Origin of the sequence: Nocardia sp. NPDC052001, from assembly GCF_040680615.1 — a bacterium.
In the GTDB taxonomy this organism is placed as follows: Bacteria; Actinomycetota; Actinomycetes; order Mycobacteriales; family Mycobacteriaceae; genus Nocardia.
The window spans coordinates 651,312-671,303 of the sequence record NZ_JBFAXC010000003.1 but is presented as its reverse complement, the minus strand read 5'-3'; the positions used below and the strand labels follow the sequence as shown (position 1 = coordinate 671,303).

20 protein-coding genes and 1 riboswitch are annotated in these 19,992 nt (G+C 67.2%); of the genes, 1 reads left to right on the top strand and 19 read right to left on the bottom strand.

Annotated features, from left to right (window positions below):
- Nucleotides 1-104: 104 nt before the first annotated feature.
- The 18 genes from AB0L82_RS18490 to AB0L82_RS18405 all read right to left on the bottom strand — a co-directional run bounded on the left by AB0L82_RS18490 (nt 105) and on the right by AB0L82_RS18405 (nt 17,648).
- Nucleotides 105-1,238, bottom strand: coding sequence for an LLM class flavin-dependent oxidoreductase (locus tag AB0L82_RS18490; RefSeq protein WP_364637320.1), 1,134 nt, complete (start codon nt 1,236-1,238; stop codon nt 105-107).
- On the bottom strand, nt 1,235-2,071 hold the full coding sequence (locus AB0L82_RS18485; protein WP_364637318.1) for a DUF1684 domain-containing protein: 837 nt from the start codon (nt 2,069-2,071) through the stop codon (nt 1,235-1,237). Before AB0L82_RS18485 ends, AB0L82_RS18490 begins: the two co-directional genes overlap by 4 nt.
- Complete coding sequence (locus tag AB0L82_RS18480) at nt 2,068-3,432, bottom strand: NtaA/DmoA family FMN-dependent monooxygenase (RefSeq protein ID WP_364637316.1); 1,365 nt, start codon at nt 3,430-3,432, stop codon at nt 2,068-2,070. Before AB0L82_RS18480 ends, AB0L82_RS18485 begins: the two co-directional genes overlap by 4 nt.
- A gap of 8 nt (nt 3,433-3,440) precedes the next feature.
- Nucleotides 3,441-4,547, bottom strand: a complete 1,107-nt coding sequence (locus AB0L82_RS18475) for an LLM class flavin-dependent oxidoreductase (protein ID WP_364637314.1) — start codon at nt 4,545-4,547, stop codon at nt 3,441-3,443.
- Nucleotides 4,547-6,184, bottom strand: coding sequence for an ABC transporter ATP-binding protein (locus AB0L82_RS18470; protein WP_364637312.1), 1,638 nt, complete (start codon nt 6,182-6,184; stop codon nt 4,547-4,549). Before AB0L82_RS18470 ends, AB0L82_RS18475 begins: the two co-directional genes overlap by 1 nt.
- Complete coding sequence (locus AB0L82_RS18465; RefSeq protein ID WP_364637310.1) at nt 6,181-7,086, bottom strand: ABC transporter permease; 906 nt, start codon at nt 7,084-7,086, stop codon at nt 6,181-6,183. The genes AB0L82_RS18470 and AB0L82_RS18465 overlap by 4 nt, the downstream gene beginning before the upstream one ends.
- Nucleotides 7,079-7,297, bottom strand: a complete 219-nt coding sequence (locus AB0L82_RS18460; protein WP_364637308.1) for a hypothetical protein — start codon at nt 7,295-7,297, stop codon at nt 7,079-7,081. The genes AB0L82_RS18465 and AB0L82_RS18460 overlap by 8 nt, the downstream gene beginning before the upstream one ends.
- Nucleotides 7,290-8,249: an ABC transporter permease gene (locus AB0L82_RS18455; RefSeq protein ID WP_364637306.1), complete on the bottom strand. Its 960-nt coding sequence runs from the start codon at nt 8,247-8,249 to the stop codon at nt 7,290-7,292. The genes AB0L82_RS18460 and AB0L82_RS18455 overlap by 8 nt, the downstream gene beginning before the upstream one ends.
- Nucleotides 8,250-8,254: 5 nt before the next feature.
- Nucleotides 8,255-9,802 carry an ABC transporter substrate-binding protein gene (locus tag AB0L82_RS18450; protein WP_364637980.1) on the bottom strand — a complete coding sequence of 516 codons (1,548 nt, stop codon included), beginning with the start codon at nt 9,800-9,802 and terminating at the stop codon, nt 8,255-8,257.
- A 113-nt stretch (nt 9,803-9,915) separates the two neighbouring features.
- Nucleotides 9,916-10,986 carry an LLM class flavin-dependent oxidoreductase gene (locus AB0L82_RS18445; protein WP_364637304.1) on the bottom strand — a complete coding sequence of 357 codons (1,071 nt, stop codon included), beginning with the start codon at nt 10,984-10,986 and terminating at the stop codon, nt 9,916-9,918.
- A gap of 4 nt (nt 10,987-10,990) precedes the next feature.
- Nucleotides 10,991-11,971 carry a transporter substrate-binding domain-containing protein gene (locus AB0L82_RS18440; protein ID WP_364637302.1) on the bottom strand — a complete coding sequence of 327 codons (981 nt, stop codon included), beginning with the start codon at nt 11,969-11,971 and terminating at the stop codon, nt 10,991-10,993.
- Between the two features lie 27 nt (nt 11,972-11,998).
- On the bottom strand, nt 11,999-12,763 hold the full coding sequence (locus tag AB0L82_RS18435) for an amino acid ABC transporter ATP-binding protein (RefSeq protein ID WP_364637300.1): 765 nt from the start codon (nt 12,761-12,763) through the stop codon (nt 11,999-12,001).
- Complete coding sequence (locus AB0L82_RS18430; protein WP_364637298.1) at nt 12,760-13,641, bottom strand: amino acid ABC transporter permease; 882 nt, start codon at nt 13,639-13,641, stop codon at nt 12,760-12,762. The genes AB0L82_RS18435 and AB0L82_RS18430 overlap by 4 nt, the downstream gene beginning before the upstream one ends.
- A gap of 10 nt (nt 13,642-13,651) precedes the next feature.
- Nucleotides 13,652-13,743: riboswitch (SAM riboswitch) on the bottom strand.
- Between the two features lie 107 nt (nt 13,744-13,850).
- Complete coding sequence (locus AB0L82_RS18425; protein WP_364637296.1) at nt 13,851-14,402, bottom strand: flavin reductase family protein; 552 nt, start codon at nt 14,400-14,402, stop codon at nt 13,851-13,853.
- 167 nt (nt 14,403-14,569) lie between these two features.
- Entirely contained in the window at nt 14,570-15,265 is a 696-nt protein-coding gene (locus AB0L82_RS18420) for a hypothetical protein (protein WP_364637294.1), read from the bottom strand.
- Nucleotides 15,266-15,424: 159 nt separating this feature from the next.
- Complete coding sequence (locus AB0L82_RS18415) at nt 15,425-16,120, bottom strand: hypothetical protein (protein WP_364637292.1); 696 nt, start codon at nt 16,118-16,120, stop codon at nt 15,425-15,427.
- Between the two features lie 136 nt (nt 16,121-16,256).
- Entirely contained in the window at nt 16,257-16,955 is a 699-nt protein-coding gene (locus tag AB0L82_RS18410; RefSeq protein ID WP_364637290.1) for a hypothetical protein, read from the bottom strand.
- A 114-nt stretch (nt 16,956-17,069) separates the two neighbouring features.
- On the bottom strand, nt 17,070-17,648 hold the full coding sequence (locus AB0L82_RS18405) for an HhH-GPD-type base excision DNA repair protein (RefSeq protein WP_364637288.1): 579 nt from the start codon (nt 17,646-17,648) through the stop codon (nt 17,070-17,072).
- Between the two features lie 97 nt (nt 17,649-17,745).
- Between AB0L82_RS18405 and AB0L82_RS18400 the strand changes: the two genes are divergently transcribed.
- A complete protein-coding gene (locus AB0L82_RS18400) occupies nt 17,746-18,564 on the top strand; it encodes a methyltransferase domain-containing protein (protein WP_364637286.1) in 819 nt (272 codons plus the stop codon).
- Between the two features lie 62 nt (nt 18,565-18,626).
- On the opposite strand, the gene AB0L82_RS18395 is transcribed toward AB0L82_RS18400, so the two are convergent.
- On the bottom strand, nt 18,627-19,925 hold the full coding sequence (locus tag AB0L82_RS18395) for an aminotransferase class I/II-fold pyridoxal phosphate-dependent enzyme (RefSeq protein ID WP_364637284.1): 1,299 nt from the start codon (nt 19,923-19,925) through the stop codon (nt 18,627-18,629).
- Nucleotides 19,926-19,992 lie beyond the last annotated feature (67 nt).

The following is a 19,992-nucleotide window of genomic DNA, read 5'->3' as shown; positions in this document are numbered from 1 at the left end:
CCCGGCTCGACGACCACATCTGCGGGTTGGCCCTAGGGCGCAGATGTGGTTTTTCCGCGCCGCTCGCTCACGGAGTCCCCGTTCGCTCGCGAGCGGCGGCGGATTCACGCCGCGCGAACGTGGGTCAACCCCCATTCGCGGGCAAGCAGGCGGTGCGAATTCAGGCGATCCGCGTGATCGTGGGTGACGCTGGTGATCACGAGTTCGTCCGCACCGGTGAGTTGTTGCAGGGCGCGCAGCCGCTCGGCCACCGAACTCGGTGAACCGACGAACTGGGTGGCGACCCGGTCATCGATCAGGCGGCGCTGATGATCCGAGAGCGCCGGAGCGGTGGCGGGATCGAGGTACTCGGCCGCCCCGGCCCCGCTGCGAATGCTGTAGACCCAGTGCCCGTAGCTAGAGGCCAGGTGCCGCGCGGTCGCATCGTCTTCTGCTACCACGACATCCGCCGATACCACCAGGTAGGGGCGCGGGAAGCGTTCGGAGGGACGGAAAGCGGCGCGATACGCCTCCACCGTCTCGATGATGGTGCCCGGCGACACGTGATAGTTCGCCGCGAAGGGAAGTCCCAATTCGCCTGCGAGCTGCGCGCTTTCACCGCCGCTGCTGCCGAAAAGCCACAGCTGCACATCCGCGCCCTCACCGGGGAACGCCCTCAGGTGCACGCCATCACCGGCCGTATAGGTGCCCGCCAGCAAGTCCCGAATCTGCTGTACCTGTTCGGTGTACGGCAGCGGTTGCGCCCCGGGCAGACTGAGCGCCTCCAAACCCGCTGCGATACGGGAGGTGTCGAGCAGCTGCCCCGGATTGAAGGGCGGCGGCAGCACCACACCGTCGCGCACCTCGGTGCGCCGGTCCTGCTTCGGCACCGGCGGCACCCCGGCGGAACGGATCTGTGCGCCACGGTGACCGGAGCGGCCCAGACCCAGATCCAGGCGGCCCGGGTACAGCGCGTCGACCGTACCGAACGCCTCCACCACGGCGGCGGAGGTGTGATGACCCAGCTGCACCGCCGCCGTGCCCACCCGAATGGATTCGGTGGCGGCGGCGATGAGGCCGATCAGGGTGGTGGATGCCGAGCTGGCCACATTCACGAAATGGTGTTCGGCGATCCAGAAGCGCCGGTAGCCCCAGCGTTCGGCCTGTCGCGCCAGATCGATGGTGTTGCGCAGCGCCTGCCGGGCGTCCGAGCCCGCGCTGATCGGTGAGAGGTCCAGGACCGAGAGCGGAGTGGTCATAGCGCCTGCCCCTTGCGCGGATCCTGTTCGCCCGCCGTGATTTCCACCGGGAGACGGTTCTCCGGCGGGGCGACCGGGCAGGTCGCGTAATCGGTGAAGGCGCAGGGCAGGTTCGCCGTGCGGTTGAAGTCGATGGTGAGGGTGCCATCGGCGGCCGGGCGGGGCAGATCGAGGCGGCGCGCGCCGCCGTAGGTGGTGACGCCGCTGGTGCCGTCGGTGAAGAGCAGGTGCAGGCCGGAGGTCTGGTTGCCGAACACGACCAGCGTGTGTTCGGTCCCGTCGAGCTCGAAAGTGACCGTGCCGGTGGCGACATGGTGGTGTTCGAGCCCCGCCACGACCGCGCCGGTGGTGACCACGCGCGCCACCTCGAAGGGGGTGAACCGGCCGGTGACCACCCAGCGCGGATCGGGCGCGTAGGCCGGGATCGCGGTGAACGCAGCCAGGGACGGTGCGGCCGGATCGTGCACGCGCAGCGCGAATTGCCCACTGCGGCGGATGACTTCGATGAGCCGATCGCCGTGGCGCACCTCGAGGCCGGGCGCGCCTTCACCGGGTGTGAGGACGGTGGTACCGGACAGCACCGCGCCGTCGCGGGTCAAGGGTGTCGCCACGCCCTGCCCCGCCGGGTCCGCGGTGTCGGATTCCGCTGTCACGTAGACGTTTTCGGCATCGGCGCGCCAGCGGCCCGGCAGCCCCGGCACGGTCTCGTCGGCATTGCCGAGCCAGTGCAGTCCGGTGAGGCTGAGCCAGCCCAGGGGCTGCCGCGCCCAGGCGTCCCGCTCGGATTGCCAGGTGGCCCACTGCTGTTCGAATTCGGTGACGATGGCGGTCATGACGCGCGTACTCCTTCGGTGCTGCGGTGCGGGTGGCGCAGACCGAGGTGGTCGCGCAGGGTGGGGCCGGTGTACTCGGTGCGGAAGCTGCCGAGTTCCTGGAGTTCGGGGATCACCTTGTCGACGAATTCGTCGAGGCCGGTGGGGGTGAGATGCGGGACCAGCACGAAACCGTCGGCGGCATCGCTCTGCACGTAGTGATCGATGGCCACCGCGACCTCGCGGGGCGTGCCGACGAACTGCTGGCGCGCGGTGGTCTCGATGATCAGATCGCGAATACTGAGGTGCTCGGCCGCCGCCTTGGCGCGCCAGGCTTCGGCCACCGCGCGCGGATCCTTGGCATGCCGCACCCGGCCGCGGGTGATGTCGGCATTGTCGACCGGATCGATATCGGGCAGTGGGCCCTCGGGATCGTATTCGGACAGGTCGCGGCCCCACACCTGCTCCAGGAAGGCGATCGCGGTCTGCGGGGTGACCTGTTGGCGGCGAATGCGTTTCGCGTTCGCCGCGGCTTCCTCGGTGGTGTCGCCGAGCACGAATCCGGCGGCGGGCAGGATCTTCAGGTCGTCGCGGGCGCGGCCGTATTTGGCCAGGCGATCCTTGACGTCGGTGTAGAAGCGCTGCCCGTCCTCGAGCTCGCCGTGCGCGCTGAAGATGACATCGGCCTTGGCGGCGGCGAATTCGCGACCGTCATCGGAGTCTCCGGCCTGGATCTGCACGGGATAGCCCTGTGGACTGCGCGGCAGCACGTAGTCGCCGTCGATGTCGAACTGATCGCTGCTGAAGCGCACCCGCGGCGCGGGCTGGGCGAAGACGCCGCGTTCGCGATCCACCACGAGGGCATCGGCGGGCCAGCTGTCCCAGAGCGCGCGGGTCGCCTCGATCACCTCGTTGGCGCGGGTGTACCGCTTGGCGTGCTCCAGATAGCCGCCGCGCCGGAAGTTCTCGCCGGTGAAGGCGTCCGAGGAGGTGACCGCGTTCCAGGCCGCACGACCGCCGGACAGAAGATCCAGCGATGCGAATTGCCGTGCCAGTTCGAAGGGTTCGTTATAGGTGGTGTTGATGGTGCCCGCGAGCCCGAGATGCGTGGTGACCGCCGCGAGCGCGTTGAGCACCGTAAAGGTGTCCGGCCGTCCCACCACGTCCAGATCATGGATGCGGCCGCGCTGTTCGCGCAGGCGCAGGCCCTCGGCCAGGAAGAAGAAGTCGAACAGACCGCGTTCGGCGGTGCGCGCCAGGTGTACGAAGGAGTCGAAATCGATCTGACTGCCCGAATTCGGGTCGGTCCACACCGTGTTGTGGTTGACGCCCGGAAAATGGGCGGCGAGGTGGATCTGCTTACGTATCCGCTGTTCCGGCATGGCTCTCCTCAGGCGTTCAGATAGCGATTGACGGGGCGCGGCAGCCCGAGGCGATCCCGCAGCGTCGGCGTGCCGGGATCGGCCGGGATACCGGCGGTCAGCTCGGCGAGGTACGGCAGCGCGGCGGGCAGGGCCAGCGGACGCAGTACGACTCCGTCCGCATGGCAGTCGGTGTCGATCCGGTCCAGTAGATCCTTCAGTTCCGCGGCGGAGCCGATGTGGAAGAGCGTGCCGGGCGCGGGGGTGGCGATCCAGTCCTCCAACTGCGATACCTCCACGGCGGCGTCATCGGCGTTCACGGCGAGGTGGATATCGATATCCAGCAGTATTCGCACCTGATTCGGATCGCGACCGGCGGCGGCCACCGCCGTGCGGAGTTCGGTGCGCAGCGCGGCGGCCGCGTCCAGATCCTGGGCGGTGACGCGAATCAGGTCGGCGCGGTGCACCGCGAGCCGGGCACTGTGCGAATCGGCGGCGCGCACGGTGACCAGCGGCTGTCCCTGCGGCGGGCGCGGGGTGATGGAGGGCCCCTTCACCGAGAAGTTGTCGCCGACGAAATCGATGTAGTGCAGCCGATCGCGGTCGATGAAACGCCCGGTCGCGACATCCCGGATCTCGGCATCGTCCTGCCACGAATCCCACAGGCGGGCAACCACTTCGATGGCCTCATCGGCCTCGAACCAGCGCGAGTGCGCATCCTGTTCGGGCTTGCGGCCGAACAGTTTCGCCTCGCCGTCCGCCGATACGGTGACCTCCCAGCCCGCACGGCCGTAGGACGCGAAGTCCAGGCTCGCAATGGCTTTGGACAGATGGAAGGGTTCGGTATGGGTGACCGGGGCCTGCGGAATCAGGCCGATCCGCTGCGTCGCGGCGGCGGCGCGGGCGGCGATGGCGACCGCGTCCAGGCGGCCGGTCGCACCCGCGGCCTGGAGCGCGAACGAGTCCGGCAGGAACGCCAGATCGAAGCCCGCGTGCTCGGCCGCGCGCAACGCGTCCACCCAGTAGCCGCCGGTGAACAGCTCCTCGGCGCGTGAGTCCGCGCGCCGCCAGGAGGCGGGGTGCGCGCCGGTGCCGGACAGTTCCAGGCCCAGCAGCAGCGGTGCGAGTTGCGGCATCACGCTGTCCTTTCGAGAGGGGTGAGCAGGGCGGGAGGGGCATCGGCCGCCCCGGCGCGGGGCACGGCGGCGAGCAGCTCCCGGGTGTACTCGTGCACGGGGTTGTCGAATAGTGCCGCGGTCGTGGCGGTTTCGACGATGACGCCCTGCCGCATCACCGCGACGCGATCGGCGAGGCGGCGCACCACGGCAAGATCGTGCGAGATGAACAGGTAGGCGAGATTCAGTTCGGACTGCAGGTGTTCGAGCAGGTCGAGAATCTGCGCCTGCACCGAGACATCCAGGGCCGATACGGGTTCGTCCAGCACCAGCAGGTCCGGGCGCAGCGCCAGCGCACGGGCGATGGCGACGCGCTGCCGCTGTCCGCCGGAGAGTTCGGCGGGGCGGCGATCGAGGTAGTGGGCGGGCAGGGCCACCTGATCCAGCAGTTCGGCGACGGTCTCCCGCCGGGACTTGCGATCCCCGATCCCGAAGGCCTGCAACGGTTCCGCGATGATCCGCGCGATGCTGAGCTTCGGGTTCAGCGAGATGTAGGGGTTCTGATAGACCACCTGGACGCGGCGGCGGAACTCGCGCAGCTTCGCCCCGCGCAGCCCGCCGACCTCCCGGCCGTCGAAGGTGACGACGCCCGCGTCCGCTTTTTCCAGGCGCGCCGCGATGCGCGCGGTGGTGGACTTGCCGGAACCGGATTCGCCTACCACAGCGAGGGTTTCACCGCGCGCCACCTCGAACGATACGTCCGAGACCGCCGTCAGCGAGACACCATGCCCGATCGAGAAGACCTTGCGCAGCCCGTTCACCGACAGCAGCGTTGTGCGGTCCGCGAGCTCCGGGCGCGGCGGGAGTTCGGTATCGAGGCTGGGTGCGGCGGCGATCAACCGCCGGGTGTACTCGTGTTGCGGATTGCCGAGAACCTCTGTGGTATCGCCGGTTTCGACCACGCGCCCGTGCTGCATGACCACGATGCGATCGGAGCGTTCGGCGGCGACCGCCAGATCGTGCGTGATGAGCAGTACCGAGCTGCCGGATTCGGCGGTGCGACTGGCCAAATGGTCCAGGATCCGGCGCTGCACGGTGACATCGAGAGCGCTGGTCGGCTCATCGGCGATGACCAGTTCGGGCGCGCAGGCCAGCGCGATGCCGATCAGCACGCGCTGACGCTGTCCGCCGGACAGGTCCTGGGGATATTGGCGCGCCCGCGTCTCGGGTCGGTCCAGTCCGGCCTCGGTGAGAATCCGCACCGCCTCGATATGCGCGGTGCGGCGGTCGGCGCGGCCGTGAATGCGCAGCACCTCCGCCACCTGATCGCCGATGCGCAGCACCGGGTTCAGCGCGGTGCCCGGATCCTGCGGCACCAGGCCGATACGCGCGCCTCGAATCGCCTGCAGGGCACGCCGATTCGCCTGGTCCAGCCGCTGTCCCGCGAAATCGACGGAACCGCCGGTGATCACGCCGCCGTTCAGCAGTCCGATCACCGCGTGCGCGAGAGTGGACTTACCGGAACCGGATTCGCCCACCAGCGCGACCGTCTCCCCGGCGCGCACCTCGAGCGAGACGCCGTCGACCGCGACGGTGGTCCCGGTGCTCCCCCGGTACTCCACCTGCAGATCGCTGATGCTCAGCAGTGCGTCACTCATCGGGCGTTGTCCTTGTGCAGGGCGCGGGCAATGCGCTGGGTGGCGAGCACCAGGGCGATGATCACCAGGCCGGGCAGGGTGGTCAGCCACCAGGCGGTGGCCAGGAAGTTCCGGCCCTCGGAGACCAGCGAGCCCCATTCCGGGGTGGGCGGCACCGCGCCGTACCCGAGGAAGCTGAGTGAGGCCACGAACAGCACCGCCATACCGAAGTCGATCACCGCGAGCGCGGCCACCGGCCCGTAGGCATTGCGCAGCACATGCCGGAACAGCACCACCGGCCAGCGCACGCCGGCGGCGAACGCGGCCTCCACGTACGGTGCGCGGCGCACCCGCAGCACCTCACCGCGCATCACCCGGGCGAACCGGGCGATGAGCGAAATACCCACGGCCAGTGCCACATTGCGGGTGCCCATACCGAGCACGGTGATCAGCGCCAGTGAGACCAGCAGATCCGGAATCGAGAGCAGCACATCGGTGACGCGCATGATCACGCTGTCGACCGCACCGCCCGCGGTACCCGCCACCAGGCCCACGAGGGAGCCGATGACCAGGCCGAGCACCACCGCGAAAACGGTGGCGCTGAGCGAGAGTCCCGCACCGTGCACCATGCGCGTGTAGAGATCGCGGCCGAGGTTATCGGTGCCGAACCAGTGCTCGGCGCTCGGACCGCGCAGCTTCTGCGCCGGAATCCCATGCAGCGGATCGCCACTGGCGAATACACCCGGAACCGCTGCCCAGCCGAGCACCAGCAGCAGGATCACACCGGCGACGACCAGGCCGTAGTTCCGGCGCAGCCAGGTGAGCGCCTGGCGTGCCGAAACAACTTGGACCGCTTGGATGCCGGTGCGGCGGCCCGCCTCGGGTGCTGCGCTGGGCGCGCCCAGCGTGAGGGCCTCAGACATCGTTGACCTCATCGCCGGTGAACCAGTAGGCCATGCCCGGATCGAGCATCGCGTGAGTCAGGGTGATCACCCGCAGTCGCGGCGGGCGCGCGGGTTCGGCTGCCGCGCTGTGACTCCCGGCGACCTCGGTATCCGGCCGCGTCCTGGTGAGCAGGGACAGGCCGCCGAGGGCGACGGTCAGGACCGCCAGCAGGTAGAAGATCTCAGGCATGCGCGGACTCCTTACGCGAACTGCGCTGTGCCACCCGGGGATCGAGCAGCGGATAGGCGAGGTCGATGAGCAGGTTGACCGTCACGAACACCAGCGAGGCGAACACGACGATGCCCTGCACCACCGGAATGTCCTGGTACAGCACCGATTGCTGGGTGAGGCGGCCGATGCCGGGGCGGGAGAACACCGTCTCGGTGACCACCGATCCGGCCAGTACGGTGCCGACCCACAGGCCTGCCACGGTCAGCGCGGGCGCGACGGCCGGGCGCAGCACATGCCGCAGTTGCACCCACCAGCGCGATGCGCCCTTGGCGAAGGCAACCTCCACGAACGGCTGCCGCCAGGTGGTGACCAGGCTGGAGTACAGCACCTGCGCGATGACCGCGCCCACCGGCAGCGCCAGCGTGATCGCGGGCAGGATGGTCGCCGCGAATCCGGTGCCGCCGAACGCGGGCACCAGTTTGAACCGGAACGAGAACAGTTGCAGCAGTAGCAATCCCACCCAGAACTGCGGCATGGACGCACCCAGCGGCGGTAGCGCGGTGAGCAGGCTCCGCAATCGCGGCCGCTCGGTGTACGCCGCCGCGACGGCCAGTCCGGTACCGCCGAGCACCGCGAACACCATGGCGAGCGCGGCCAGCGCCAGCGTCGAGGGCAATGCGTCGGCGAGCGCGCCGGTGACCGATTGGCCGGTACTGATCGAATACCCCAGATCCCCGTGCACCGCATGCGTGATCGCATGCCAGTACTGCACCCAGATCGGTTGATCCAGGCCGTATCTGGCGCGCATCTCGGCGATGGCGGCGGCATCGGTGGGCAGACCGTCGGCCGCGTTCGCGGCCATTTCCACCGGGTCCGACGGCAGCAGGTAGAGCACCACGAAGGACAGCGAGAAGGCCGCCCACAGCACGAGCACCGCCTGCAGAATCCGCCCGATCACGTACCGGCGCATGGCGATTACCGTCGCAGTCCGGCGTCGTGGAACTGCAGGCGCGCCGAGGCGTCGAACTTGATGTCCGCGACATTCTTGCCGACGCCGATGGCCTGGGACAGTTCGATGGTGGGAATCCACAGGCCGTCGTCGAGCACCGCGTTCTGCGCCTCGCCGAGCAGGCGGGTGCGCACCGCGTTGTCGGTAGCCGCGAGTTGCTGGTCCAGCAGCGCGTCGAGCTTGTCGGTCTCGGTGCGGGCGTTGAGGTTTCGCCCGTTCACCGCGAACTGGCGCAGGATATCGCCGTCGGCCCGGCTGACGTTGTAGTAGGTGACGTCGTAATCCTTGTTGTTCTGCCGGGTGGTGCTCTCGGCCACCGATACCGGCTCCAGCCGCAGATCGATGCCGACAGCCCGCACCTGCTGCTGGGTCAGTTCCAGAATCGCCTGGTTACCGGCGAATACGGCCGAGAACAGCACGCCGAAGGACAGCCGCTGGCCGTCCTTGACCCGGATGCCGTCGGCCCCGGGCACCCAGCCCGCGTCATCGAGGATCTTCTTCGCCGCGGCCTGATCGAACTTCACCCGGGACGACAGATCCAGGTAGCCGGGGGTCGCCGAGGCCAGCACGCTGGTCGCGTACTTGAACTGCGGCCCCAGCACGGTGTCCACCAGTTCCTTGCGGTTGATGGCGGTCAACAGCGCGGTGCGCACCGCCGGATCGCGCAGTGCGCCGCGAGTCACGTTGGGCTGCAAGCCGAATGGCACACCCGGATTGGCGGTGTACTGCACCTTGCCGCCCGCGCCCTCGATCTGCGGGGCGTCCTGCGGCAGCGCGTCACTGACCGCGTCCAGCTGCCCTGAGGCCAGGCTGCCGGTGCGCACACCCGATTCGGGCACGACGGTGAAGACGATCTTGTCCAGCAACGCCTCGCCCTGGGTGGCGAAAAGCGAAGAGCCCCAGTGGTATCCGATGCGCTTGGCCAGCGTGGCGGAAGCGTTCTGCTTCCACTCCGCGTAGGTGAATGGGCCACTGCCGATATTGCCGCCGAGGCAGCGATCATCGGCCGATTTGGCGAGGGTGGCCTCGGACTGGATGCCGAGCTGCGTGGTCGAGGACGCCTGCAGGAACTGGGCATTCGGCGCGTTGAAGTCCACCCGCACGGTACGCGGGTCCACCGCCGTGCTGCCGGTGTACCCGGCCAGGAAGCTGGCGGCCTGCGGGGCCTTCACCCCACCCAGCGCGACGATCGAATCGAAGTTCTTGCGCACGGTATCCGCGGTGAGCGGGGTGCCGTCGCTGAAGGTGACGCCCTCCTTCAGATGGAAGGTGAAGCTGCGCGCGTCCTGGCTCACGAACCAGCTGTCCGCCAGCCACGGCCGGAGCTGACCGGTGGCCGGATCCTGATCGGTGAGCGAATCCACGATCTGCCGGGTCACGTACAGCGTCTGATTGGTCCCCGACTGCGCGGGATCCGAGCAGGTCGGGGCCGTCGAGAGACCGTAGCGCAGGGTGCCGCCCGGCTGCGCCGGACCGGACGCGGCCGCACCGTCGTCGCTCCCGCACGCCGCCAGGGCTAACGCGGCGGCCAGGACACCGGCGAGCGCGACCGGACGCCGCAGGCGAGCCGCGGCCGATCGGCTCGGCGATGCCGCGACGGGCTCGGTGTGCACGGCTGGGGATGAATTCACTGTGGATCTCCGGAGGGGTAGCGATCGGCGCCGAGCGGACGGCTCGGAATGCGGTGGCGCAGTTCGGGCGCCACCTCCGCCTGGAACAGTTCGAGGCTTTCGCGGTGCTGCTTCTCGGTGCGGCCATCCGCGTCGGCGCTCAGGTGCAGCACCTCGTGACCGAGTTGCTCGTGGTAGCGGTGCAGCTTGTCCAGCACCTGCGCGGGCGAGCCGAGCAGGGCCGAGGAGCGCGCGGCGAAATCCTCGACGGTCTCGAACACGATGGGCACGTTGAACTTCGCGGCCGCGGCCTTACGGGCCTCGAAGATCGGGCGATAGAGGTCCAGTGCCTCCTGCGAATCCCGGGTGACCAGGAAACCGGCCGTGCCCGCGCCCACCAGCGCCTCCGCCGGATCATGCCCGTAGGCCGCCCAGCGTTCGCGGTAGTGCCGGACCAGCGCCGCATACGGTTCGATCGGATAGGTGACATTCGCCGAGAACAGCGGATCACCGTGCAGCGCAGCGTAATCCGCGGATTCCTCGCTGGTGGCGCTGCCGTGCCAGATACGCAGGCGCGGTTGCAGCGGGCGCGGCAACGCCTTCGCCTCGGTCAGCGACGGGCGGAACTTACCGCTCCAGGTGACGCTGTCACTGGCCCACAGCCGCCGGAACAGTTCGTAGCCTTCGCGATTGCGCTCCCACTGATCCTCGGTGGTGACGTGGAACAGCTGCGCCTGCGCCGCGCCGTTGCCCTTGCCGATAATCAGTTCCAGGCGGCCGTCCGAGAGATTGTCCAGGGTCGAATAGTCCTCGAAGGCGCGCACCGGATCCAGCAGGCTGAGCGTGGTGACACCGGTGAACAGCGCGATCCTATTCGTGACGGCGGCGATATGGCTGAGCACCACCGGCGGTGCGGCCGAGATGAACGGATCCTCGTGCCGCTCCCCCACCGCGAAACCGTCATAGCCGAGATCCTCGGCCAGGCGCGCGCTGTCGACCACCCGGCGCAACCGCTGCCGGGGCGACTCCTGGATGCCGGTGACCGGGTCCGGGGTATGCGTGATCAGGGTCAGGAGAAGGAATTTCACGTGCTCAGCCCTTCTTCTTCGGCAGGCCGGGCGGGTTGATCCGAGAGGCCGTCACGGTCTCGTTCTTCAGACCCCAACGGTCGATCACCTTCTGGTAGAGGCCGTGGTCGATGGCGTACTGGATGGCCTCGTGGATCGGCCCGATCAGGCCGTTGTCCTTCTTGACGAGCACGCCGATCTCGGCCTGCAGGGCATCGCCCGCACCGGAGAGGGTGCCGATCACCTTGGTCTGACCGGCGGTGACGGCGTGATACTGCGCCGACGGGTTCGGCCCCAGATAGCCGTCCAGGCGACCCGAGGACAGGCCCAGGTAGTAGTCGGTGATCTGCTGGAAGTAGGCGATATCGATCTTGGGCAGACCCTCGGCGATATTCGCCTCGTTCCACTGCACCAGGATCTGCTCCTGATTGGTGCCGGAGCCGACGCCGATCCGCTTGCCCGCCAACGACTTTCGATCGGTAAAGGTCCAGGTCGCGTCCTTGGGCACCTCGAGTGCGAGATTGTCCAGGCGGTAGGTGGCGAAGTCGAACTTCTCCTTGCGCTCCTCGGTGACGGTCACATTGGAGATGAAGGCGTCCACCTCACCGGAATCCACCTTGACCGAGTTCTGCGCCCAATCCGCCGTGCGCAGATCGACTTTCAAGCCGAGGATGTCGGCGAAGAGATTGGCGAAATCCACCTCGGAGCCGACCGTGGTGCGATCGTCATTGGCCAGGAAGCGCAGCGGCGGCGCGGACGCCGCCGAACCGGTCACGATCAGCGTGCCGCGATCACGGATCGCCTTGGGCACCTGCGCCGCAATGGAATCCACCTTGTCCGCGTGCACGCGGCCGGACTGCTGCGGGGTCAGATCGTAGGTCAGGCCGTTCACGGTGCGGGTGCTGTCCGCGCCGCCGTCGCCGTTACCGCACGCGCCGACGAACAGGCCCAGGATCGCGACCGCGAGCGCGGTGCTTATCCGTCTGCGACGACTCGACAAAGACATGACAATCCTTCACTGAAAGGCAATGCGTCAGAGCGCATGCGAGAGAAAAGCTTTGGTGCGCTCGTGCGCGGGCTCGTCGAAGACCTGGGCGGGCGGGCCCTGCTCGACTATTCGCCCGGCGTCCAGCAGTACGACGGTGTCGGCCACCTCGCGGGCGAAACCCAGTTCGTGCGTGACGATCACCAGCGTGGAACCCGACCGCGCCAGATCCCGGATGACATCGAGCACCTCGCCGACCAGCTGCGGATCCAGCGCCGAGGTGGGCTCGTCGAAGAGCAGCACCTGCGGACGCAGCGCCAGCGCGCGGGCGATGGCCACCCGCTGCTGCTGACCGCCGGACAGCCGGCGCGGATACTCATCGGCCTTGTCCGCCAGGCCGACTCGTTCCAGCCACCGCAGCGCCTCGGTGCGGGCTTCGGTCTTGGGCCGCCGTTGCGCGCCGATCAGCGCGAAGGCCACATTGTCCCGAACCGTCTTGTGCGGGAAGAGATTGAAGTTCTGGAAGACGAAACCGATACGTGAACGCTGCCGCAGGATCTCGCGCTCGGGCAGTTCGTGCAGCCGATTACCCTTGCGGCGGTAGCCGACCAGCTCACCGCCCACCCGGACGGTTCCGGCATCCACCTTCTCCAGGTGATTGATGGTGCGCAGCAGGGTCGACTTCCCGGAGCCGGACGCGCCGAGGATCACGGTCACCTCACCCGCGCGCACCGCCAGATCCACCCCGCCGAGCACCTCGAGATCGCCGAAAGACTTTCGGATGCCGCGCAATTCGACCGCGTACTCGCTCATCGCTGGCTCCCCTTCGCGAAGTGGCGTTCGATGTAGTACTGCGCGACGTTCAGGATCGAGGTGAGGACGATGTACCAGACCGTCGCCACCATGAGCAGCGGCACCACCCGGCCATTGCGGCCGAAGATCACCTGCACCTGGTAGAACAGCTCCGCGATCGCCATCGTCGAGACGATCGAGGTGCCCTTGAACAGGCTGATCACCTCATTGGCGGCATTGGGCAGAATCCCACGCATGGCCTGCGGCGCGATCACCCCGAAGAACTGCCTGCGCCAGGGCAATCCGAGCGATCTGGCCGCCTCCCACTGGCCCTGATCCACCGAAATGATCCCGGCGCGAATGATTTCCGCCGAATACGCGGCCTGATGCAATGCCAAACCGATGACGGCGGCGGTGAATCCGCTGATCACACCATTCACATCGAAGGTGTAGAACGCCGGTCCGAACGGCACGCCCAGCGACAGCGTCTTGTACAGGTACGCGATATTGAACCAGAACAGCAATTGCACGATCAGCGGAATGGACCGGAACAACCAGATGTAGGCCCACGAAATAGCCTGCAACACCGGATTTTTCGACAGCCGACCGATCGCGAGCCAGACGCCGATGAAGAAGCCCAGCAGGGTGCCCCAGAACGTCAGCTCGATGGTCACCTTCAGTGCCGAGAGCACCGAGGCGGCCGTGATGTACTGCGCGAACGTGGACCAGTCCCAGCCCGGATTCACGGCCAGGCCGTGCGCGAACTGCGCGACCAGCAGCAGCGCGATGCCGCCGACGACCCAGCGCCAGGGATGGCGGGTGGGTGCGACGGTCAGTGCGCCGTCGTCATGATGTGCGTCCTCCTCCCGGGAATCGGGCGGCGCGGCAAGGGTACTCATGTGGATCTGTCCTCCATCGGTCCCGGCGGTAGCACCCGCACCCGATTCGGGGGGTTGCTGCGACTTCTACGAGCCAGGTCTCTCGGTCGCTCTGGATGGTGAGGATGACGTTACGAGCCGGTGCGGCGACTGTCGCCGGTCCGGATCAACGTGAATTCAATGGCGCGGCAGTATCTCTCGGCGGCTCCGCAGCACGCCGTCCCGGCCGATCAGCTGGCGGCCTCGGTCAGTCCCGGCGGCGCGCCGTCGTGCAGCGAACGGAATCCGCTGCGGTGGAACACCAGCGGCTCGGTATCGGGATGCGCGGTCAGCCGGTGCACCCGCAACAGCACCACCGCGTGATCGCCCGCCGGAACCTGTTCGTGCACAGAGGCTTCCAGCCAGGCGCTGGCGCCCGCGATGAACGCGGCATTGCCGTGCCCGCTGCGCAGCTCCACATCCCGGAAGCGGTCACCGCTGCGCGAACTCAGACTGCGCGCCGCGGCCTGCTGCTCGGTACCGAGCAGGCTCAGCCCCAGCAGCGACGCCTTCTCCAGCCGCGGCCAGGTCTCCGACGAGTACTGCACGCACAGCGATACCAGCGGCGGATCCAGCGATACCGGCACGAAGGTGCTCACCACCATGCCGTGCGGCACCCCGCCGATCCGCGCGCAGACCGCCACCACCCCACTGGGGAAGTGCGCAAAGGTCTTTCGCAGATCCGCCCCATCCACCGTCGTGAGTGCGGCCGCATCGCCGCGAATCGAGGTCAGCTCACCCATCACCCCAGTGCACCACCGCGGACGTCGTCCGGACACCATTGGATTCACGGAGATCCCAAGGAAATACGACAAACCCGCTCGGTCGTTCGACCGAGCGGGTTCATCCATCTCTTGCGGTACATCACCGGACCCGATATGGACCGGTGATGTACCGAGCTGGTTCCGGTTTACTTGGCCGGAGCCACCGGAGGCTGGTTGATCGTCGTGAAGTACTGCACGGCAGCGAGAATCGCGACCGGCGCGGTCACGAAGATCTGACCGCCGACCGTACCGAGGAAGCCCACCAGGCTCGCACCGACGATGCAGCCACCCAGCGGACCGGCACCGAACAGTGCCAGCAGCGGAGTGGTGGCGGCGAAGGCCACGCCCGCACCGAGCACGCAGCCCAGCGCCGCGCCGCCGATACCACCGACCAGGGTGCCGATGGTGGCGCCCAGGGTGATGGTCTGGGTCAGGCGGGTCCAGGCGGCGACCTCACGGTCGTAATCCGTCTTCCACGGCGCCTGGTTCTCGTAAGGCAGCGCGACCGGCTTGTACACAGCCTTGTCTGCGACGAATTCGGGAGTCAGGGTCGCGGTGCGATCCTTGATCTCCGCCGCGATCGGGAACTCGAAGTCGTCAACGCGGAACTTCAGCTCGGTGCCGGCGACGGTGGCGCCATTGGCGGCCTTCACCTTGAAGACGCCATCCTCGACCACGAGCGAACCGGCGTCGGTGCTGATAATGGCGTTGGTCTGGGTATTGGTGATGCTGTAATTGATTGCGCCCGAATCGGACTCGGGGGCGGCATTGACGGCGCCTGCGGTCACGCCCAGGGCAGCGGTCACCAGCGCGGAAACGACCGCAAATTTACTCAACTTCATGTACTGCTTCCCTCATCTCTCATGCAGTGCGCGAGCAAGCATCGGGGAAAAGCCCGCAAATGAGGAGCGTTAAAAACCGGGTGATTCAAACCGGGACACGAGCAATCCCCGCCCGGATAGTCCGGACGGGGATCGGGTGCTTCCGTAAGAAATTACGACCTACTTGCCCGAAACGGCGGGCTGGTTGATGGTCGTGAAGTAGTTGAACGCCGCGGCGATCGCGACCGGGGCGGTCACGAAGATCTGACCCGCGACGGTACCCAGGAAACCGACCAGGCTCGCACCGACGAGGCAGCCACCCAGCGGACCCGCGCCGAACATCAGCAGCAGCGGAGTCGTCGCGGCGAACGCGATGCCCGCGCCGATAACGCAGCCCAGGGCCGCGCCGCCGATGCCACCGACCAGGGTGCCGACGGTGGCGCCCATGCTGATGGTCTGGGTCATGCGGTTCCAGGCGGCCAGTTCCCGGTCGTAGTCCGTCTTGAACGGGGCAAGGTTCTCGAACGGCAGATTGACCGGCTTGTAGACGGCCTTGTCCGCGACGAATTCAGGGGTCAGGGTCGCGGTGCGATCCTTGATCTCGGCGGAGATCGGGAAGACGTAATCGTCGACGCGGAAGCTGAGTTCGGTGCCGCCGATGACGGCGCCGTTGGCGGCCTTCACCTTGAACACGCCGTCCTCGACAACCATGGAACCGGCATCGGTCCGGACGATCGTCTGGTTGCCGGTATTCGTGGTGGTGTAATTGATGACATCCGCGGCGGCGGGCTCGGGGGCCGCGCCGGCCGTACCCGCGGCGATGCCCAGGGCAGCGATCAGCAGCGCCGCGGTAGCGGCGAATTTCTTCGAGAGCATGTTTTTCGGTTTTTCCTCATCAGGTGGTCCGCAGGGAGAACCCCCCGATCGAAACCGAAATACGAGAACGAATGATGGCTCGAGGGTGCCGCGAAAGTGAATATCTTCGCGACACCCTCAGCAATAGCCGGACGAACTACTTCGGAGGTGCGACAGGCGCCTGGTTGATCGTCGTGAAGTATTGCGCGGCAGCGAGAATCGCGACCGGCGCGGTCACGAAAATCTGACCCGCGACGGTGCCCAGGAAGCCCACCAGGCTCGCACCGACGATGCAGCCACCCAGCGGACCGGCACCGAACAGTGCCAGCAGCGGAGTGGTGGCGGCGAAGGCCACGCCCGCACCCAGGACGCAACCCAGCGCCGCGCCACCGATACCACCGACCAGGGTGCCGATGGTGGCGCCCAGGGCGATGGTCTGGGTCAGACGGGTCCAAGCGGCGACCTCACGGTCGTAATCCGTCTTCCACGGCGCCTGGTTCTCGTAAGGCAGCGCGACCGGCTTGTATACCGCGTGAGCCTGATCGAACTGCGGGGTCAGCGTCGCGGTGTGATCCTTGATCTCCGCCGCGATCGGGAAGACGAAATCGTCCACCCGGAAGTTCAATTCGGTGCCGGCCACGGTCGTGCCGTTGGCCGCTTTTACCTTGAAAACCCCATCCTCGACCACGAGCGAACCGGCGTCGGTCCGAACGATCGTGTTGGTCTCGGAATTGGTAATGGAGTAATTGATCCCGGCGTCATCGGTGTTGGCCGGAGACGCGCCGGCGGTCGCGGTCGCCGCACCGAGCGCGGCGATAACGAACGCCGCGACACCGGCGTATTTCCTCATCTTCATTGGTACTGCTTCCCTCACCACTGCCTGAAACGGACTGATGACAGCAAGCATTAAGCAAATTCCCAGGATCCTGGAGGTTAAAAACCAGCTTGATTCGATAGGGCCGCGACCCCGTCACTTCACTTTGGCGGCCGCTTTGGCCTGTTTCTTGAATTCCCTTACCTGCGCCAGGGATTCGGCATCGGTCACATCGGCGACCGAGCGGCGGGAGTTTTCCTCGCCATAAGCGCCCGCGGCCTCGCGCCAGCCCCTACCGGTGAACCCTTTTTGTTTGCCCAAGATCGCCAGGAAGATTCGGGCCTTCTGGTCGCCGAAGCCCGGGAGGGCCTTGAGGCGCTTCAGGACTTCCTTGCCGTCCGGATCTCCGGCCGTCCACAGGCCGGAGGTGTCGCCGTCATAGTTCTCGACTATGAAATGCGCCAGCTCCTGGACGCGGCGGGCCATGGAGCGGCCGTAGCGGTGTATGGCGGGCGGGGTGGCGGCCAACTCCTCGAATTCGGCGGGATCGGCGGCGGCGATCTTATTGATGTCGAAGCCGCCCATCCGATCGGCGATCTTCTGCGGGCCGCGGAACGCATGCTCCATCGGGAACTGCTGATCCAGGGTCATACCCACCAAAAGCGCGAAATCGTCTGCCGAGAGCAGGGCGTCGGCGGCGGGTTCTTGAGCGATACACACAGCGCGGCTCACCATGGCTCGATCATCCCACCCGGTCCTCGTTGCGGTGACGCGGGTCACGAGTAGGGTCGGCCCCATGCCCGACACCATGGCTAATTCTTCAGTGGGAACCGTGCCGCACGACGGCCTCGGATCCGGCTCGAAACCGGATCGGTTCGATCGCGACGGCCAGGATCAACTGGTCGATGTCCAGGATTTGCAGGCCGCGCTGCCCGGCGTGCGCCGACTGCGGAACTGGGCGCAGGACGCATTGGCGGTACAGCCCGGCGAAAGCGCCGTCGATATCGGCTCCGGTACCGGATCCGAAGTGTTCACCTTCGCCGACCGGGTCGGCCCGACCGGATCCGCGATCGGCGTCGAACCCGATCCGCGACTGCTGGCCGAGGCCGAACGGCGCGTGCGCCAGTCCGGATCCACCGCCAAATTCGTCTCCGGCGACGCCTACGGGCTGCCGTTCGGCAGTGAGACCTTCGATGTCGCCCTGTGCGAGCGGGTCTTCCAGCATCTGACCTCGCCCGCCCGCGCGGCCGGGGAGATCGCCCGGGTGCTCAAGCCCGGCGGGCGCGTGGTCGTGATGGACAGCGACTGGGGCACGGCGGTCGTGCACCCGGGCGATCGCGCCGTAGTGCACGAGGTGATCGAAACCATGATCGCTGGAACCACCAATCCGTTCGCGGGGCGGCGGCTCGCCGGACAGCTCACCGCGGCCGGACTGGTCGTCGACGATATCGGTTCGCACGCACTGATTCAGGACGGCGGCATCGGCGCGGGCGCGCTGGTGGCGCGGATCGCGGATATGTCCGTGGCGCGCGGCTCCATCACCGAACAGCAGCGCGATCAGCTCATCGCCGATCTGGAGGCCGGGGCCGCCAGCGGTGACATCCACCTGTCGGTGACCATCTTCGCGGTGCTGGCGCACAAGCCCGCCTAGGAAATGTTCGGCAAAAGCAAAGGCGCGCACCGGATTCCGATGCGCGCCTTTCTCATTGCGAATTATTCGCCGCTGAGGCTCAGGATCTTCTCGGTGGCCGCGAGCAGGACGCAGGTGGCCAGGCCGTCCATCGCCTTCTCCAGCTCACCCAGTGACGGGAAGCTCGGGGCGATGCGAATGTTCTTGTCCTCCACATCTTTTCCATACGGGTAGGACGAACCCGCGGGGGTCAGCGCGATACCCGCGTCCTTGGCCAGCGCCACCACCCGGGTCGCGGTGCCCTCCAGCACATCCAGGCTGATGAAGTAGCCGCCCTTGGGCTCGGTCCAGGACGCGATCTTCGAGGCGCCGAGGCGATCCTCCAGAATGCGCAGCACCAGTTTGAACTTGGGCTCCAGGATGGCGCGATGCTTCTGCATATGCGTGCGCACACCCTCCGCGTCACCGAAGAAACGCAGGTGACGCAGCTGATTCACCTTGTCCGGGCCGATGCTCTTCTTACCGGCGTGCTTCAGGTACCAGTCCAGGTTCGCGGTCGAGGAACCGAAGAAGCTCACGCCCGACCCCGCGAAGGTGATCTTCGAGGTGGAGGCGAAGACGTAGGGGCGGTTCGGGTTTCCGGCCGCGGCCGCCAGACCCAGCACGTCCAGCACCGGATCCGCGGCATCGGTGAGCGGATGCACCGCGTACGCGTTGTCCCAGAACAGGCGGAAGTCCGGCGCGGCCGTCGGCATCGAAACCAGTTCGCGGGTAATGGCTTCGGAGAAGGTGACACCGGTCGGGTTGGAGTAGTTCGGCACCGCCCACAGACCCTTGATGCTCGCGTCGGTGGCCACCAGTTCGGCGATGGCATGCACATCCGGGCCGTCATGATCCATCGGAATCGGGATCATCTGCACACCGAGCGATTCGGTGATGGCGAAGTGCCGGTCGTAACCCGGTGCGGGACACAGGAACTTGATGACCGGCTCGTCCACCCAGCGCCGGACCGAATCGGCGTTGCCGTGCAGCATCGAGAACACGATCACGTCGTGCATGAGCTCCAGGCTGGCATTGTTTCCGGCCAGCAGATTCGACACCGGAATGCCGAGCAGTTCGCCGAAGATGGCGCGCAGCTCCGGAAGCCCGTGCAGGCCACCGTAATTGCGCACATCGGTGCCGTTGCCGTCGCGGTAGTCGTCATTGCCCGGCAGCGAGAGCAGATCCAGCGACAGGTCGAGCTGCTCGGGCGCGGGCTTACCGCGGGTAATGTCCAGCGTCAGCTTTTCGGTCTTGAGCTTCGCGTAGTTCGCGGTCTGCGTCTCGTGTTCGGATACGAGTTCCGCATGGCTCATCAAACCGATCTGCGTCTGCCGAGGCATCAGTGCAGCCTTTCCAGGGGCTAGGGGCAATGTGTGCGGGCTCGCGCGCGTGCGTGAACCCAACTGG